We start from the raw sequence: 17,003 nt of genomic DNA, 5'->3' as shown, positions 1-17,003 counted from the left end.
ACCCGGATGTCGAGATTCCGTCGGTGATCCGCCGGTACGGGCATTGCAACCAGCACGGCGTTCGCAGTTTCGCGAGCGCCGCGCCCGAACCGCGCATTCCTTCCCCACCGATCGCTTTGGAGACGCCCATGCGCCCCTCTGGTTTCTCACCACTGGCACGCACTCTGTTCCTGGCTCTGCCGTTTGCTGCACTGGCGAGTGTGGCCCTGCCCGCTCTTGCCGTGGCTGGCCCGCCCACGCCGCTCAAGACCGACCCGCCCAACTACCCAGCCGACGCCGCCCGCCGCGGCACCGAGGGCTATGTCGAAGTCGAGATCGTCGTTGACGCCGAAGGCAAGGTCAGCGCGGTCAACGTGCTGAAGGCCGAGCCGGCCCGCGTGTTCGAGCGCGAGGCGGTGGCTGCCGTACGGCGCTGGACCTTCAACCCCGCCACCGAAGGCGGCACCGCGGTCGAAGCGCGGGTCAAGCGCAAGATCGAGTTCAAGCTCTGAGGAGCCGGCATGTGCTGAAACAGAGAGCCGCCCCCGGGGCGGCTTTCTGTTTCAGCGGGATTTGGGATTCGGGATTCGGGATTCGTAAGAGCAGGCCCTCGCGGGCGTGCCGCGAGCGCTCCGAGCCTCTGCTCCGGACAGGCTGAAGCGGGGCGGCGGTCTGAACATCGCCGCGCACCGCTTTTTCGAATCCCGAATCCCGACTCCCGAATCCCGGCTGTCAAAGCCTGAATCTCGCCACGTTCTGCGCCAGCCGGCCGGCCTGGTCTTCCAGTGCGCGGGCGGCGGCGGTGGCTTCCTCGACGAGGGCTGCGTTCTGCTGGGTGGCCTCGTCCATGTGGGTCACGGTGGCGGTTACCTGTTCGATGCCAGCGGTCTGCTCGGCCGATGCGGCCGAGATCTCGCCCATGATGTCGGTGACACGCTTCACCGAGGCCAGGATCTCGGCCATGGTGGCGCCGGCGGAGTCGACCAGCTGGCTGCCCGAGCCGACCTTCTGCACGGTTTCCGAGATCAAGCCCTTGATCTCGCGGGCGGCGGCCGCCGAGCGCTGCGCCAGGGTCCGCACTTCGCCGGCGACCACCGCGAAGCCGCGGCCCTGCTCGCCGGCGCGGGCGGCTTCGACCGCGGCGTTCAGCGCGAGGATATTGGTCTGGAAGGCGATGCCGTCGATGACCCCGATGATGTCCTCGATCTTGCGCGACTGCGCGTTGATCTGGCCCATGGTGTCGACGACCTGGCGCACGACATTGCCGCCGCGCTCGGCGACGTCGCCGGCGCCGATGGCGAGCTGGTTCGCGGAGCGCGCGTTCTCGGCGTTGCCGCGGACGGTGGAGGTGAGCTCCTCCATGCTCGCCGCTGTTTCCTCAAGGGCAGCTGCCTGCTGCTCGGTGCGCGAGGACAGGTCGGCGTTGCCGGCAGCGATCTCGCTGGCTGCACGGTTGATCGCCTCCACCGCCGAGTGGATTTCGCCAAGGATGCCGCGCAGGGCCTCGGCGGTGGCATTGGTCGATGCCTGCAGCTCGGCGAAACGCCCCGAGGCTTCGCCCTCCAACCTCCGTCGCAGGTCGCCCTGGGCAATCGCACCCAGCGCATCGCAGGTGCGGCTGAGTCCCGCATCGGCGTTCGCCATCAGCGCATTCAGCGCGTCGACCATCTCGCGGAAGGCGTGCTCGAAGCGGGCCGCGTCACCGCGCAGGTGGAACTCGCCGGCGGCGGCGCCGCGGGAGAGTCGCAGAATTTCGTCGCGGATCGCAGCGAGCTTGCCGCGCACACCGTCCACAGCCTCGCTGTAGCGGCGCATTTCGCCCGCGAGCTCGGGCAGGGTGGGGCTCAGATCGCCACGTGCATACGCCTGCACGACATCGATGATCTGGCTGCTGGTCGCGATGTGCTGGTCCACCAGGCGGTTGACGCCGGCAGCCATTCCACCAAAGGCCCCGCGGTAGCGGCTCGCGTCGACGCGCAGGCTGAGCTCGCCCTCGGCGTGCCGGCGCGAGAGTTCGGTCTGCTCGTGCATGAAGGCGCGCATGAGGTCGCGCATCTGCACCAGCGCCTTGCCGAGGCGACCGACCTCGTCGTCCTTGGTCGCCTCGATGTGGACGTCGAAATCGCCGGCGGCAATGCGCTCCACCGATTGCACCGCGGACGCGAGCGGCAGGCCGACGAGGCGCCGGATGATCAGGGCGACTGCCGCTACCAGGACCAGCACGCTCAACAGGCCGATCAGCAGGATCCGGTTGCGCACCTCGCCGACGCTGGCCATCACCACCTCGACCGGTGCCGACACCTGGAGTACGAAGACGTCGCTGCCGGCGCCCACGCGAAAGGGCAGGAAGACCTGCATGGCGGGTCCGCCGATCGCGGTGTCATCCGCCTCGATCAGCAGGCGCTCGCCGCTACCGAGCCGCGCGAGCCCGTCGCGCAGCGCCGGCTGCGGCCATTCCGTGCCGAGCAGCCCGGTCTCGGGAGCTGCCATCACTTTGCCCGTTGGCGAGAACAGGCGCAGCACGCCGCTGCCGAAGGGCCGCACTTCGCCCAGTGCGCGCTGCATGCCGTCGAGCGTGACATCGGCGCCGGCGACGCCGCGGTGCTGGCCATCGACGAGGATCGGCACCATCAGGCTGGTCATCAGCACTTCGCGTCCGAACACTTCGTAGGGATAGGGTTCGAACATCATTTCGGCGCCGCGCGTGCGCGCTGCGGCGTAATAATCCTCGTCGGCCAGATCCGGGTCTTCTTCGGGCCCGGCCGTACTTTCCAGCGACACCGTGCCGTCGTCGCCGCGCACCCAATAGATGGACACCCGCCCGCTGTCCGTACTGGCGGTCGCGCTGCCGGTGGCGAACTCGGCGTCGCGACCGTCGAAGGCGTTGGGCTCGAACTCGATCCAGTAGCCCAGCGATGCGGTGTCCTGCAGCGTGTACTGGCGGACGACCTCGATGATGCGCGCCCGCTCGGGTGTGCCCGTGGCCATCTCAGCGCGCGCCGATGCGGCCAGTGCGCGGCTCATCGCCAGCGGGGCTTCGGCCAGCCGCTGCACGCGGCCGGCCTGGGCCTCGGCGATCGCCGCCAGTTCGCGGCTGGCGGCCAGCGCCTGGGCATCGCCGGCCTTGTCCTGGATCAGTACCGTGGCCACCGCGAAGCTGAGCGTGGCCAGCGCTCCGAGAATCAGGGTGGAGCGGGCCTGGATACTGCGGCTCATCGAACGCACCTCGCCTCGGAGTAGGGTGGCCGGAACGATCAGCCGGCGGCGGCCACCAGGCTCATGGCTTCGGCCTTCAGCATTTCGTCGATGTCGAGCAGCAGCACCATGCGCTCGCCGTCCATGCCGATGCCGGTCAGGAAGCGGGCGTCGACGGTCTTGCCGAGCTCGGGCGCGGGCTTCAGCTGGGCGGAGGTGAAGGCGCTGACGTCGGAGACGCTGTCGACCACGATGCCGACCACGGCGCTGGCCATGTTCAGCACGATCATCACGGTGAAGGCGTCGTACTCGGCGGGCAGCCGGAATTTGAGCCGCATGTCGACCACCGGCACCACCGCGCCGCGCAAGTTGATCACGCCTTTCAGGTAGTCCGGGGTGTCGGGGATGCGGGTGACGTTCTCGTAGCCGCGGATCTCCTGCACCTTGAGGATGTCGACTCCGAACTCCTGCGAGCCCAGACGGAAGGTGAGGAATTCATGCCGCGCCTCGTTGGCGGCCTCGGCGGCCCGCGCCGAAGACGAGCGCTTGGTGGACAGGGCGAAGGACATGGCGGCTCCGGGCGGCGGTGACGGATTGGCGGCGGTTGCCCGGTGCTGAGGCAAGGCTTGTGCCTGTGTAGCGGGGATTCGGGATTGGGGATTCGGGATTCGTGAGAGCAGGTCGTCGCGGGTGCTCTGCGAGCGCCTCGATCCTCTGCGTCGAACAGGTTGAAACAGGGCGGCGGCCTGAACTTCGCCGCGCGCCGCTGTTACGAATCCCCAATCCCCAATCCCGAATCCCGGCTGTCAAAGCCTGAACCGCGCCACGTTCTGCGCCAGCCGGCCGGCCTGGTCTTCGAGCGCGCGCGCGGCGGCGGTGGCTTCTTCGACGAGCGCTGCGTTCTGCTGGGTGGCTTCGTCCATGTGGGTGACGGTGGCGCTGACCTGTTCGATGCCCGAGGTCTGCTCGGCCGAGGCGGCGCTGATCTCGCCCATGATGTCGGTGACGCGCTTCACCGAGGCCAGGATCTCCGCCATGGTGGCGCCGGCGGAATCGACCAGCTGGCTGCCCGAGCCGACCTTCTGCACGGTCTCCGAGATCAGGCCCTTGATCTCGCGGGCGGCGGCGGCCGAGCGCTGCGCCAGGGTGCGTACTTCGCCGGCGACCACCGCGAAGCCGCGGCCCTGTTCCCCGGCGCGCGCGGCTTCGACCGCGGCGTTGAGCGCCAGGATATTGGTCTGGAAGGCGATGCCGTCGATGACCCCGATGATGTCCTCGATCTTGCGCGACTGCGCGTTGATCTGGCCCATGGTCTCGACCACCTGACGCACGACGTGGCCGCCGCGCTCGGCGACGTCGCCGGCGCCGATCGCGAGCTGGTTCGCGCTGCGCGCGTTCTCGGCGTTGCCGCGGACGGTGGAGGTGAGCTCTTCCATGCTCGCCGCGGTCTCTTCCAGCGCCGCCGCCTGCTGCTCGGTGCGCGAGGACAGGTCGGCGTTGCCGGCGGCGATTTCGCCGGCGGCGGAGCGAACGGTTTCCGAGGAGGCGGAGATCTCGCCGATGATGCTGCGCAGCTGCTCGACCATGCGGTTGGCATCGTCCCGGATCTGCGCGAACACGCCCTGGGCCTCGCCGCGCATGCGCTGCGTGAGGTCGCCGTCGGCCAGCGCGCGCAGCAGCACCGAAATGCCGGTGAGTTGGGTGTCCGCGGTGGACATCAGAGTGTTCAGGCCTTCCACCATGCGGCGGAAATCATGCTGGAAATGGGCGGCGTCGCCGCGCGTCTTGAACTCTCCGCGTGCTGCGGACCCCGCGAGTTCGGTGATGGCCGCATTGATCTCGCCAAGCCGGGTCTTGACCGTATCCATGGCCTGCGAAATGGCGGCCTGCTGGCCGGGCAGTCGATCCATGTCGTGGTTGAAGTCGCCTTCGGCATAGAAGCCCATGACCTCCGCCATGCGCCGCTGCGCGCGCACGTGCCCATCGACCACCGCGTTGACCTCCTCCGCCATGCGTGCGAAGTCACCGGCGAAGCGGCTCGCGTCGATGCGTTGATCGAGCATGCCGGCAGCGTGCTGCTCGGCCAGCACACGCTGGGCCTCGCGCACGGCATTCAGCTGCTGCTGCATCTCCGCCATCGAGGCCAACAGCTGGCCGGACTCGTCCTTGGACTCGGCGCGGATGGTCTGGTCCAGTCGTCCGCGGGCGATGCCATCGGCGGCGCGCGTGGCCAGCTTCAGGGGGACAGTGATCGACCGGGTAATGCTCCAGCCAAACAGCGCAGCGAAGAGTGCCGCCGCGACCATGCCCAGGCTCAGTTGGAGCATCGCCCGATCGGAGGCAGCATCGGCGGCAGCAACCTGCTCGTCCAGCAGGCGGCTGGTTTCATCGATCAAGGCCTTGATCTCGTCCATCAGCGCGTGGCGCAGGGGGCGGGCCTCGTCGCTGGAGACGCCGCGGGCGGTGTCGAAGTCGTCGGCGTCAATGGCAGCGGCGATCTTGGCGCCGGCGCCGAAATAGGCCGCGCCTGCGGTCTTGACCTTGTCGAATAGGGCGCGTTCGCCTTCGCTACGGATGAGGCCCTCGTAGCGCGTCAGGGTGCTGCCGAAGTCGTTGCGCAAGCCATCGGTCCGCTTGCGGTAGTCGGCCAGTTCCGCAGCCTGGCCCTGATAGCCGAGCTGGGCCACTTCGAAGGTGCGGTACTCACCCAGGATGCCGCGCAGCTCGAGCAGGGCCGTGCGCGCGGGTAGCGAGCGTTCGGTCAGGTCGCCGATCAGCGCGCTCTCATCCCTCAGCTCCTTGATGGCGAAACCGCCGATCAGCAGGGCGAGCGCGGTCAGCACGGCGAAAGCGATCGCCAGCTTGCGACCGATCGTGAGATTGTAGAACCAGTTCATTGGGGCTCCTCGCTGCAGGTGCGGAAACAACGGGCTTGCTGTGTCGAACGTGGCGCAGCGGAGCGTTTCAGTAGCTCAGCTGGATGCGGAACTGGAACAGATCCGGGTCGTCGGCCAAGCCACGGCGCTTGCTGCTGACCGCGGTGTAGTTGGCGAGCAGGCGCACATTGGGGTGCACGTACCAGGTTGCGCCGAGCGTCCAGTCGCGCTGCGCGCCGCCCAGCACCGGCGTGTCGTCGAGGTCGATCCGGCTGAAGCGCAGGAACAGCTCCCACGGCATCTCGCCTTCGCCGGCCTTGGGTGAGCCGACCACTCCCGACTTGTAGCTGCGCGCGTGTCCCGTCGGCGACCAGCTGAGCAGGGCATAGCTGGCGTTCGAGCTGAAATCAGCGGCGCCCGAGCGCGTACTGCGTCCGATGGCGTGCTCGGCCTGCGCCGACCAGGGACCGTGCAGCCAGAGCGCTTCGGCGGCCAGGCGCTGGTTCTGGTCGACGCCGGCAAACGTGCCGGTGTCGACCAGCGAGCGGCTGGCGATGCCGGATTCCGGGCGCGTGCTCCAGCGCGTGCTGTCATTGCGCGGGCTGTCAATCGCCAGCGAGCCGCCCAGATGGAACACGCCCTCGCTGGTCCTGCGCAGCACGCGCGTGTAGCGCGTTGCCAGGCCCGTGCCCTCGAAGCGGCCGTCGAGGCGCTTGTCGAACAGCGAGATGTCGAAGCTGTGCCGCTCGTTCGACTGGCCGTAGGCCACGCCCAGCCGGCGGCTGACTGCATAGGCGGTGGCCAGGGACTGCTCCATCAGCGGCGTCTGCCGCTCGTTGATGACGTCATCGAGCAGGAAAGGGTGCTTGAACTGGCCGAAGCGCAGGTGGCGACCGCCGCCGAGGAACCACTGGAAACTCAATTCAGGCGCGGTGCGCTCCTCGACATCGTGCTCGCCGCGCAGCTGCCAGCGCTCGCCGCCTTTCAGCGTGATGCCGATGCGCGCGCGGCGGAAATCGCGCTCGTCGGGAAAGGCGCGCGCGTCCTCGTTGACCCGCAATCAGTCGTAGTTGGCGCTCAGCGTGGGGCTCAAGCTCCAGTCGGCCGGCAGGGCCTGGGCGTGGGCGTTGCCAACAAAAACGCCCGCGGCCAGCGCGAGCGTGATCAGGGGCGCGAGAGTCTTCATGTGGCGCATACCCGTCGGGAAGGATTGGGTGTCAACGGCATGTGCAAGAGCCGCGCCGCGCGCTACGACCAAGGTCTGACGCTTGATGCTAGGGCCAGCGCGGCCCCAGTGCGTGCTTGCAGCGCGCGCACCGTGTCTCGACGCTGTTCCCGAATCCCGAATCCCGGCCCTACAGCCGGAAGCGCGCCACCGAGGCGCGCAGCTGCGTCGCCTGTTCTTCCATCGAACGTGCCGCCGCCGAGGCTTCTTCGACCAGTGCCGCGTTCTGCTGCGTGCCTTCGTCCAGCTGGGTGACAGTCTGGTTGACCTGCTCGATGCCGCTGGACTGCTCGATCGCCGCCGTGGAGATCTCGGCCATCAGCTCGGTCACCCGGCGCACTGCGACCAGCACCTCCTGCATGCGGCCGCCGGCCTCGCCGGCCAGCGCCGCACCGTTGCGCGACTTCGCCACCGAGTCGCCGATCAGCGCCTTGATCTCGCGCGCGGCGGTGGCCGAGCGCTGCGCCAGTGTTCGCACCTCGCCGGCGACCACGGCGAAGCCGCGGCCCTGCTCGCCGGCGCGGGCGGCCTCGACCGCGGCATTCAGGGCGAGGATGTTGGTCTGGAAGGCGATGCCGTCGATGACGCCGATGATGTCCTCGATCTTGCGCGACTGCTGGTCGATTTCGCCCATGGTCGCGACCAGCCGGCCCACCACCTGGCCGCCGCTGTCGGCGGTGGTGCTGGCGGTCTGCGCGAGTTTGTTCGCGGACTGCGCGTTCTCGGCGGTGGCGCGCACGGTGGAGGTGAGCTCCTCCATGCTCGCCGCGGTCTCCTCCAGCGAGGCGGCCTGCTGCTCTGTGCGAATCGACAGGTCGGCATTGCCGGATGAGATTTCGCCGGCGGCGGTGTGGATGGTGTCGACCGAGCCCTGGATCTCGCGGACGATGCCGCTCAGCGCATCCACCGTGCTGTTGGTGGCCTGCTTCATCTCGTCGAACAGGCCCGACAGCTCGACCTCGATGCGCTGGCTCAGGTCGCCGGCGGCCAGGGCCTGCAGCACGCGACGCACGGCGTCGAGGCTTTCGGCGGTGCCGTCCATCAGGCTGTCGATCGACTCGGCAAGGCGGCGCACGAAACCGGTCTTGCCCTCCAGCGCGATGCGCTGGCTGAAGTCGCCGCGCGCCGCGGCCGCCACGACTTCCGCGACGTTCTCCTCGATCAGCAGCTCGGCGGTGCGGTCACGCCATTCGGTGACGGTGCCGGCGCGGCTGCCATCGGGTGCGAACACCGGCGTCGCCACCAGGTCGAGCTTGCGGCTGCCGATGTTCAGGCGGGTGCGGTGGGGCGCCTCATCGCCTCGATCATGCGTCGCTGGTGCGCGGGCTCGCGATGGAAGATGTCGATGTTGGCGCCGACCACTTCGGCAGCCCGGAACTGCGGCAGCGCGCTGCGGATATCGGCCTCGGCTTCGGCGAACATCCGCTTCAGCGCGGCATTGGCGTAGATGATGTCGTGGTCGGCGTTGGCCAGCATGATGTTGGTGTCGGCTGTGTCGAGTGCAGCGAGGATGCGCGCCGATTCGGCAGCCTTCATCTTCGCTTCCTGGGTCTCGAAGCCTAGCCGCACCTGCATCGACTGCAGGCCCATCAGCACCTTGCCGATGCTGTCGTCGCGGTTGACGGGCAGGGGGCTGTCGTAGTCGCCGGCGGCGATGTGGCGGAAGGCCGCCACGGCGATCTGCAGGCGCCCGCTGATGTCCTGGCTCAGCCACCAGGCGCTGTACAGCGCGAACGCGCTGGCACCACCGAGCAGCCACCAGCGTGCAGCGTGTTCGCCGAGCAGGATCAGCGCGAGGCCGAGCGCGATCACGCCGGCTGCAGCCAGGAAGAAGCGGGCGCGCAGGTTCAACAGCCACAGCGGGTTGAGCTGGCGCAGCAGGCTCGGGTGCTGCAGCTGTCCGTGCACCACCTGGGGTGCGCCCGCGCCGCCGCCGCGGATCGCCGCATACGCGCGCTCGGCCTCTGCGATCTGGCTGCGGCTGGCCTTCTTGCGTACTGACATGTAGCCAGTGACCGCGTCACCCTCGAACAGCGGCGTGGCGTGGGCTTCAACCCAGTAGTGGTCGCCGTTCTTGCAGCGGTTCTTGACCATGCCCACCCAGGGGCGGCCGGCCTTGAGCGTGCGCCAGAAGTCAGCGAAAGCGGCTTCCGGCATGTCCGGATGACGGACGATACTGTGCGGCTGGCCGATCAGCTCCGCCTCGGTGAAGCCACTGATGCGCACGAAGCTGCGGTTGACCGAAACGATCTTGCCCTTGGTGTCGGTGTGGGAAACGATGATCTCGCCGTCGGCGAGCTCGACCTCGCGGCCGGTGACGGGAAGATTGGTGCGCATCGTGTGTGACTCCTGACGTGAACGTTTCCGGCGTCAGCGAGTCAGCGCCTGCGCGGGACTCTTGACGCGTTGCTCACGACAGGCAAGAGGCACGCCCGGCGAATCACCGGGGGCCTTCAAGCCGCAGCCCAGCGCGTGCGCGCTGGAGCAACCGCTCAGGCTGCCGCGTCGGTCAGCGACATGTCGCGCCCCAGCATCATCGGCTCGATGTCGAGCAGCAGCAGCATGCGCTCGCCCACGGTGGCCACGCCGCGCAGGTAGCGGGTGTCGACCGCGCCGCCGAGGTCCGGCGAGGGCTTGATCCGCTCGGCCGGCAGGCGGACCACGTCGGACACGCTGTCGACGACGATGCCGACCACGCGCGAGCCGAGGTTCAGGATGATCATCACCGTCAGTTCGTCGTACTTCGCCTGGCCCAGCTCGAACTTCAGGCGCAGGTCGACGATCGGCACGATCACGCCGCGCAGGTTGATCACGCCCTTGATGAAGGCCGGCGAGTCGGGCAGGCGGGTGACGTTCTCGTAGCCGCGGATCTCCTGCACCTTGAGGATGTCGACGGCGTACTCCTCGTCGCCGAGGCTGAAGGTGAGGTACTCGTCGCCGATGCCGGCATGGGCGTCGGTGGCGGCTGCGGTGGCCTTGGCGATTTCGCTGCTCATGCTGGGGTTCTCCGTAGGTTCTGGCGTTGTCTCAGCCGGGCAGGCGGAACGCGGCGGCAGCGTCGACCAGGTCGCGCGCCTGTTCTTCCAGCGCGTTCGCCGAGGCCATCGCTTCTTCGACCAGGGCCGCATTCTGCTGGGTCATCTCGTCGAGCTGACCGACCGTGTGGTTGACCTTTTCGATGCCGCTGGACTGCTCGCCCGAGGCGGCCGAGATCTCGGCGATCAGGTCGGTCACCTGCTTCACCGAGTGCACGATCTGCTGCATGGTCGCGCCGGCCTCGTTGACCAGCTTCGAGCCCGCGCCGACCTTGTCCATCGAATTGCCGACCAGCTGCTTGATCTCCTTGGCGGCCTCCGCCGAGCGCTGCGCGAGTGCGCGCACTTCGCTGGCGACGACGGCGAAGCCGCGGCCAGCCTCACCCGCGCGCGCGGCCTCGACCGCTGCGTTCAGTGCGAGGATATTGGTCTGGAAGGCGATGCTGTCGACGGTGCCGATGATGTCGCCGATCTGCTTCGAGGCGGTGCTGATCTCACCCATCACCCGCACCACGCCGTCCACCACCTCGCCGCCCTTGACCGCGACCTCGGCCGCACCGGCGGCGAGCACGTCGGCCTGGCGGGCGCTCTCGGCGTTCTGCTGGACGGTGGCGGTCAGCTCGGTCATCGAGGACGCGGTCTGCTCCAGCGAAGCCGCCTGCTGTTCGGTGCGCGAGGACAGGTCAAGGTTGCCGGCGCTGATTTCACCCGCGGCGGTGTTGATGCTGTCGGCGGCGGCCTGGATCTGGCCGACGATCTCGCGCAGGCGCTGGATCGTCGCATTGGTGTCGGACTTCATCTCGCCGAACACGCCGTCCATGCGCACGTCGATGGTGCGCGACAGGTCACCTTGGGCCAGTGCGCCGAGCACGCTGCGGATCTCGCGGATGCCCTGGTTGACGCGCTCGATCAGGTCGTTGAGGTTGTCGGCGAGCAGGGCGAAGAAGCCGGTCTTGCCGCTGCGGTCCATGCGGATCGCGAGGTCTCCCGCGGCAGCGGCGGCCACCACGCTGGAGACCTCGCGCTCGATCTGCCGCTCCACGGTGCGGTCCTGCCACTCGGCCACCAGGCCGATGGCGCGCCCTGCCTCGTCGCGTACCGGTGACAGGCTGAGGTCCAGAACGACTTCGCCGAAGCCCAGCTCGACGCGCTGCGGCTCGCGCAGGTCGAGGGCAAGCGCGCCGACGTCGACACGGCCATCGGAGAACTGGCCCAGCGGGCTGCCGAGCAGGGCGTCGGGATCGAAGCCCGGCGAGTGCAGGCGGATTGCATCGGCGCGCTGGCGCAGCAGGCGCAGCGCGACCGGGTTGGCGTAGGTGATGCTGCCGCCGGTGTCGGCGATCAGCGCGCCGACGCTGGCCTGGTCCAGCGCCAGGCGGATGCCCAGATTGGCTTCGGCGATCTCGCGTTCGGCCTGCATGCGCTGCTTGATCTGCGCGCTCATGCGGGTCATCGCGCCGTACAGGCGGCCGACCTCGTCGGCGCGATCGGTGCGCAGGGAGACGTCGAGATTGCCGGCGGCCACCGCTTCCACCGCCTGCACCGCTTCGCCCAGCGGTTCGGTGACGAGGTGGCGGGCGATCCAGCGCAGACCGAAGATCAGGAAGGCGAGGGCGAACACGGCGAGCACGGCCATCAGGCCGAGCAGGCCCATGGCGGCGCTGAGCGCGGCCGAGCGGGATTCAAGGGCGATCAGCCGCCATCCGAAGGCCGGGAAGTCGCGGACCTTGGCGATCATCTGCACGACTTCGCCGCTGCGCGACTTGAGCTCCAGCGAGTACTCCTCGTCCGGACTGCCATTGGCCAGCGTTTCGAGGGCCTCCTTCAGTGCCGGATCCTCGAGCTCGGAGATGTTCTGGCCTTCGACCTCGGGATGCAGCTCGATGTCGCCAAAGCTGCTGCCCTCGCGGATGTTGATGGCCATGAAGTAGCCGTCGGTGCCGAGCTGGGTCGAGCGCAGCGATTCCTTCAGGGCATCCAGCGTGGCCGCATAGTCCAGCGCCACCGCGAACGCGGCCACGATCTCGTCGCTGGCGCCGGTGGAGGGGTCGAAGTAGCTGATCGGGCTGTAGTAGGCGATGTAATTGCTGTCGAACAGTTCGACCTGGCCGCTCCAGTTCTCGCCCGCGCTGAGCGCGGCGTGCGCGGGGTGATCCAGCGGAATGCTGCTGCCGATCGCGCGGAAGGCGGAGTCGTCGCGCAGGTTGGTGCTGATGCGGACGAACCGGTCCTCATGCCGCTGGAAGATCATGCCGATCCCGTTGGTGGCCAGTTCGAAGCGGTCGACCGGGTCATCGTTGCCGTTGAGCAGGGTGTCACCCATGTAGAGCGCGGGCAGCTCGGATTCGCCGGCCGCATGCAGTTCTTCGTTGACGCGGGTGACGTCGTCTTCCGGCAGAAAGGCGAGGAAGGTGTCGTACATGCGGAGCGCGCTGTCGCGCAGGGTGTTGTCGTAGGTCGCGAGCAGGCGCTCGCCGACATCCAGCGAGGTGTCGAGCTCATCGATCGAGCGTTGGGTGAGCGCACTGGCTGCGCGCCAGCCGACGATCAGGGTCGTGGATCCGAGGATCAGCAGCACGCCGATCGCCACGGCGAGCGCAAGGCGCAGGCCCAGCGAAGTCCGCGTGAGCTCCAACGCACGCTGCACCAGACGCCCCTCTCGCAGGGCATGCAGGCTTTTGCCCGCCGCGCTTTGCAGGGTCTCCAACAGGGCGGTGGCGCGTTGCTTGGCCGTCGACGGCATGAGTCCTCCCGGCGCGATCACGCCGGCCGACGCGGGGGCCGTGTGTCGCTGATTCGATGGATGCGCCGGGCCTCAGGCCGCGGCGCTGCTGGCCAGCGCCCGTACCAGGCCGCCGACATCGACAATGAGTGCGACCCTGCCGTCGCCGAGGATGGTCGCCCCGGATACGGCGGGAATGCGGCGGTAGTTCGCCTCCAGGTTCTTCACCACCACCTGCTGCTGGCCGAGCAGCTCATCGACGACCAGGGCCAGCTTGCGGCCGCCGCCTTCGACGACCACGACCAGGCTGTTCTCGTCGAGGCGCGCATCGCCCAGGCGGTAGAACTCGGCGAGGTTGACCAGCGGCAGGTAGTCGCCGCGCACCTTCAGCACCTTGCCGCTGCCGTGAACGCTGCGGATCTCCTGCAGGTCGGGCTGCATGGCCTCGATGACATAGCCCAGCGGCAGCACGAAGGTTTCGCCGCCGACCGCAACGGTCATGCCGTCGAGGATGGCCAGGGTCAGCGGCAGGCGGATGGTGACCCGCGTGCCTTCGCCCGGATAGCTCTCGATGTCAATCTCGCCGCCGAGCTCGGCGATGTTGGACTTGACCACGTCCATGCCGACGCCGCGGCCGGAGACGTCGGTGATCTGCTCGGCGGTGGACAGGCCGGGATGGAAGATCAGCTGCCAGACTTCGGAGTCCGGCATGCCCTCGTGGGCGTTGAGCCCGCGCTCCATGGCCTTGCGCAGGATGCGTTCGCGGTTCAGGCCGCGGCCGTCGTCGGTGATCTCGATGACGATGTGGCCACCCTGGTGGGAGGCCTCCAGCTCGACCGTGCCGACCGGATCCTTGCCGGCGGCCTCGCGCTCCTCGGGCGTTTCGAGGCCGTGGTCGACGGAGTTGCGCACCAGATGCACCAGCGGGTCGACGATGCGTTCGATCACGCCCTTGTCGAGCTCGGTGCCTTCGCCGGCGGTGCGCAGGTTGACCTTCTTGTTCAGTCGCGCCGCCAGGTCGCGGACCATGCGCGGGAAGCGCGAGAACACGAACTCGACCGGCAGCATGCGCACGCTCATCACCGCTTCCTGCAGGTCGCGGGTGTTGCGGTCGAGCAGGGCGAGGCCGTTCAGCAGCTTCTCGTGCTGGGTCGGATCCAGCCCGTGCGACTGCTGGCGAAGCATGGCCTGGGTGATGACCAGCTCGCCGACCAGGTTGATCAGCGCATCGACCTTGGAGATGTTGACGCGGATCGAGCTGTCGACTTCGGCCGCGCCGCGCTCCGCCTTGGCGGCCCCCGCGCCCGGCTTGGCGATGTCCTTGCGCTCGCCGGCGGCCGGCATCGGCACGATCTCGGCGCTCTTCGCCGGCACCGGCAGGACGTCCGCGCTGGCCGCAGGCTGCGCGGCGACGGCTGGCGACGGCGCTTCCACGGCAGGGGCTGCCGCGGTGATCGCTTCGATGCTGAGGTCGCACTCGTCCTCAACCCAGGCGAAGGCATCGGCGATCGCTGCCTGCTTCACGCTGGCGGGCAGGGTGAGCGTCCAGCGCAGGTGCGAGGTCGCGGGCTCCAGCGCGTCGAGAGCCGGCAGCGCCGAGGTGTCGCATTCGACCTGCATGTCGCCGAGGCGATCCAGCTCGCGCAGGATGCGCAGCGGATCGTTGCCGGTGATGAACAGATTGGGGTGCGGCGCGAAGTGCACGCGCCAGCCGCTGCTGGCGGGCGCTGCCGTCTTCACTCCGCCAGCGGCGGCGGCTGCGGCAGGTGCGGCCTGGCCGGACTCCAGCAGCGCCGACAGGCGCTGGTTGAGCTCGGCGCAGGGTGTGGTGTCGTCGGGGTCTCCGGTCTCGGCGGCCACCAGCAGCTCGCGCAGGATGTCCACCGATGCCAGCAGGGCATCGGACAGTTCCGGGGTGACGCTGCGCTTGCCGCCGCGGACCTGGTCCAGCAGCGTTTCCAGCAGGTGGGTGGTGCCGGTGATCGCCGAGAAGCCGAAGGTGGCGGCGCCGCCCTTGATCGAATGCGCGGCGCGGAAGATGGTGTTGATGGTGTCCGGATCGTTGCCCGCCGACTCCAGGCTGAGCAGTCCGGACTCCATGGCATCCAGGCCTTCGCGGCTTTCAGCGAAGAAGACGCCCTGGAACTGCTTCATGTCGATGGGCATGGCGGCCTCACCCCATCACTTTGCGGATGGTGGCAATCAGCTGGTCGGGGTCGAAGGGCTTGACGATCCAGCCGGTGGCGCCGGCGGCCTTGCCTTCCTGCTTCTTGTCCATGCCGGCCTCGGTGGTCAGCATGAGCAGCGGGGTGAACTTGTAGTCGGGCAGCTGGCGCAGGTGGCGGATCAGGGTAATGCCGTCCATGTTCGGCATGTTGACGTCGGCCACCACGCAGTTGAACTTCGCGCCCTTGGCCTTCTCCAGGGCCACCACGCCGTCTTCGGCCTCTTCGACCTCCCAGCCGGCGGAACGCAGCGCGAAGGCCACCATCTGCCGCATCGAGGCGGAATCGTCCACGGCCAATATGCGTGCACCACTCATTGCGCGTACTCCGTCTGCGTCTTCAAGGGGAGGACCAGCCGAACAGGCCGCCGAGGCCGCAGATGCGGGCCGCCGCCTTGAACTCGTCCGAAGGGTTTTCGATGTGGGTTTCCAGCCCTGCGCCGCGGCGCTGCAGCACCAGCGCTGCCAGCACCTGCAGCGAAGCTGCGTGCAGCCGGCTCACCTTGCTGCCGTCCAGCTTCAGCGGCTTCTTGCCCTTGAGCTGGCCGCGCAGCTGCTCCAGCAGCGGCTCGGCGGCCTCGATGCCTAGGTCTTCTGGAATCTGCAGGGTGCTCATGGGGCGCCTGGAACCTCGTGACGTGGCCTGCCGCGAGCCGCGGAAGCCGGTGGCGATGCTTAGGCAAGCGGCGTGCCGGGCGGCGTGTGACGGGATTGCGGCGCGTGTTTGATCCGGGATTCGGGAGTCGGGATTCGGGATTCGTTGAAGCAGGCCTCGCGAACTGATGCCTTGCCGCCTGCCGGGGATGTTGATTCCGGGCTGCCCTGAGCCTCGCGGGCGCTTGCTCTAGCGAATCCCGAATCCCGAATCCCCAATCCCAGCTTCACCGCAAAAAAACCGTCGCATCCAGCAGCACGCTCATGTGTCCACCCTGGCGGGCGATGCCGATCAGGGCTTCCTTGGGCAGGGCGGGAATCGAGCTGACGGGGTTCTCGACGGCGCGCTCGGACAGCGACATCACTTCGGCCACCGCGCTGACCAGCAGGCCGACGGTTTCCTCTTCGGTTTCCAGCACGATCACCCGCGAGGCTTCGGTCAGCGGTTCGCGGCTGAGGCCGATGCAGGCGCCAAGGTCGATCACCGCGATGATCTGACCGCGCAGGTTCATCACGCCCATCACGTGCGCTGCCGCGCCGCGCACCGGCAGGATGTCGGGCACGCGCTGCACCTCCTGCACCTTCAGCAGCTCCACCGCATAGCTCTGGCCGCCCATCTGGAAGCGCAGCCAGCGGTGGAATTTTTCGACCGGAACCGGTGGCAGGCTGGGCGCGTCCGCTGCGCGTCGTTCGGCGATCCGGCGGCGCACCGCTTCGCTGCGCCGGGCCAGCTGCGGCTTGAGCAGACCGTGCTGCGGCGGCACTTCAGCGGGGCCCGGCATGGGCACATGGCTGGGCAGCGGTGGCGCTGCCGCCACGGCCGCCTGACGGGCGATCCGCGCGGCCTCGGCGGCGGCGTCGAAGGCGGCTTCGAGTTCATCCAGCTCGCGCTTGTCCGGTCCGACGCCCGCGTTGGCAGCGGGATCGGTCTGCTTGAATACGCCGGCGGCCTTGGCTTCGGCATGGGCCTGCTCGAACACGGCTTCGAGTTCGTCGAGCGGATCGCCCAGCGGTGCTGCGAGGGTGGGCGCTGCGGCAGCCTGGTCGAACACGCCGGCGGCCTTGGCCTCGGCATGGGCCTGCTCGAACACGG

14 protein-coding genes are annotated in these 17,003 nt (G+C 68.6%); 1 reads left to right on the top strand and 13 read right to left on the bottom strand.

Annotated features, from left to right (window positions below; genetic code table 11):
- Window positions 1–128 precede the first annotated feature (128 nt).
- On the top strand, window positions 129–491 hold the full coding sequence (locus tag Q0654_RS05900) for an energy transducer TonB (RefSeq protein WP_298851503.1): 363 nt from the start codon (window positions 129–131) through the stop codon (window positions 489–491).
- 220 nt (window positions 492–711) lie between these two features.
- Here the strand turns inward: Q0654_RS05900 and Q0654_RS05895 are convergent, their stop codons facing one another.
- The 13 genes from Q0654_RS05895 to Q0654_RS05835 all read right to left on the bottom strand — a co-directional run.
- Window positions 712–3,195: a methyl-accepting chemotaxis protein gene (locus tag Q0654_RS05895; RefSeq protein WP_298851500.1), complete on the bottom strand. Its 2,484-nt coding sequence runs from the start codon at window positions 3,193–3,195 to the stop codon at window positions 712–714.
- Window positions 3,196–3,233: 38 nt separating this feature from the next.
- Window positions 3,234–3,743 carry a chemotaxis protein CheW gene (locus Q0654_RS05890; protein WP_298851497.1) on the bottom strand — a complete coding sequence of 170 codons (510 nt, stop codon included), beginning with the start codon at window positions 3,741–3,743 and terminating at the stop codon, window positions 3,234–3,236.
- A 237-nt stretch (window positions 3,744–3,980) separates the two neighbouring features.
- On the bottom strand, window positions 3,981–6,071 hold the full coding sequence (locus tag Q0654_RS05885) for a methyl-accepting chemotaxis protein (protein ID WP_298851494.1): 2,091 nt from the start codon (window positions 6,069–6,071) through the stop codon (window positions 3,981–3,983).
- Between the two features lie 67 nt (window positions 6,072–6,138).
- Window positions 6,139–7,110 (bottom strand): porin, encoded by a 972-nt coding sequence (locus tag Q0654_RS05880; protein WP_298851493.1) that lies wholly within the window; start codon window positions 7,108–7,110, stop codon window positions 6,139–6,141.
- The gene (locus Q0654_RS05875; protein WP_298851492.1) at window positions 7,111–7,236 is read right to left on the bottom strand and encodes a hypothetical protein; all 126 of its coding nucleotides are present in this window, start codon (window positions 7,234–7,236) and stop codon (window positions 7,111–7,113) included.
- Window positions 7,237–7,405: 169 nt separating this feature from the next.
- Complete coding sequence (locus Q0654_RS05870; RefSeq protein ID WP_298851490.1) at window positions 7,406–8,506, bottom strand: methyl-accepting chemotaxis protein; 1,101 nt, start codon at window positions 8,504–8,506, stop codon at window positions 7,406–7,408.
- Window positions 8,507–8,544: 38 nt separating this feature from the next.
- Window positions 8,545–9,612 (bottom strand): PAS domain-containing methyl-accepting chemotaxis protein, encoded by a 1,068-nt coding sequence (locus tag Q0654_RS05865; protein WP_298851488.1) that lies wholly within the window; start codon window positions 9,610–9,612, stop codon window positions 8,545–8,547.
- 155 nt (window positions 9,613–9,767) lie between these two features.
- Window positions 9,768–10,271, bottom strand: coding sequence for a chemotaxis protein CheW (locus Q0654_RS05860; RefSeq protein ID WP_298851487.1), 504 nt, complete (start codon window positions 10,269–10,271; stop codon window positions 9,768–9,770).
- Window positions 10,272–10,302: 31 nt separating this feature from the next.
- Entirely contained in the window at window positions 10,303–13,053 is a 2,751-nt protein-coding gene (locus Q0654_RS05855; protein WP_298851485.1) for a methyl-accepting chemotaxis protein, read from the bottom strand.
- A 72-nt stretch (window positions 13,054–13,125) separates the two neighbouring features.
- A complete protein-coding gene (locus Q0654_RS05850; protein WP_298851483.1) occupies window positions 13,126–15,198 on the bottom strand; it encodes a chemotaxis protein CheA in 2,073 nt (690 codons plus the stop codon).
- Between the two features lie 7 nt (window positions 15,199–15,205).
- Window positions 15,206–15,574, bottom strand: coding sequence for a response regulator (locus Q0654_RS05845; protein ID WP_298851481.1), 369 nt, complete (start codon window positions 15,572–15,574; stop codon window positions 15,206–15,208).
- Between the two features lie 22 nt (window positions 15,575–15,596).
- Complete coding sequence (locus Q0654_RS05840) at window positions 15,597–15,872, bottom strand: STAS domain-containing protein (RefSeq protein ID WP_298851478.1); 276 nt, start codon at window positions 15,870–15,872, stop codon at window positions 15,597–15,599.
- Between the two features lie 265 nt (window positions 15,873–16,137).
- Window positions 16,138–17,003, bottom strand: an 866-nt coding sequence (locus Q0654_RS05835) for a chemotaxis protein CheW (protein ID WP_298851475.1), incomplete at its 5' end; no start/stop codon positions are given.

This window comes from uncultured Aquimonas sp. (genome assembly GCF_937888285.1).
Lineage (GTDB): Bacteria > Pseudomonadota > Gammaproteobacteria > Xanthomonadales > Xanthomonadaceae > Aquimonas.
This window is presented reverse-complemented; position numbering and strand designations above follow the sequence as displayed.

Coding starts and splice junctions, on each gene's coding strand:
- Q0654_RS05900 (WP_298851503.1), top strand. CDS start 129: ATGCGCCCCTCTGGTTTCTCACCACTGGCACGCACTCTGTTCCTGGCT.
- Q0654_RS05865 (WP_298851488.1), bottom strand. CDS start 9,612: ATGCGCACCAATCTTCCCGTCACCGGCCGCGAGGTCGAGCTCGCCGAC.
- Q0654_RS05840 (WP_298851478.1), bottom strand. CDS start 15,872: ATGAGCACCCTGCAGATTCCAGAAGACCTAGGCATCGAGGCCGCCGAG.
- Q0654_RS05875 (WP_298851492.1), bottom strand. CDS start 7,236: ATGAAGACTCTCGCGCCCCTGATCACGCTCGCGCTGGCCGCGGGCGTT.
- Q0654_RS05850 (WP_298851483.1), bottom strand. CDS start 15,198: ATGCCCATCGACATGAAGCAGTTCCAGGGCGTCTTCTTCGCTGAAAGC.
- Q0654_RS05845 (WP_298851481.1), bottom strand. CDS start 15,574: ATGAGTGGTGCACGCATATTGGCCGTGGACGATTCCGCCTCGATGCGG.
- Q0654_RS05895 (WP_298851500.1), bottom strand. CDS start 3,195: ATGAGCCGCAGTATCCAGGCCCGCTCCACCCTGATTCTCGGAGCGCTG.
- Q0654_RS05855 (WP_298851485.1), bottom strand. CDS start 13,053: ATGCCGTCGACGGCCAAGCAACGCGCCACCGCCCTGTTGGAGACCCTG.
- Q0654_RS05860 (WP_298851487.1), bottom strand. CDS start 10,271: ATGAGCAGCGAAATCGCCAAGGCCACCGCAGCCGCCACCGACGCCCAT.
- Q0654_RS05885 (WP_298851494.1), bottom strand. CDS start 6,071: ATGAACTGGTTCTACAATCTCACGATCGGTCGCAAGCTGGCGATCGCT.
- Q0654_RS05890 (WP_298851497.1), bottom strand. CDS start 3,743: ATGTCCTTCGCCCTGTCCACCAAGCGCTCGTCTTCGGCGCGGGCCGCC.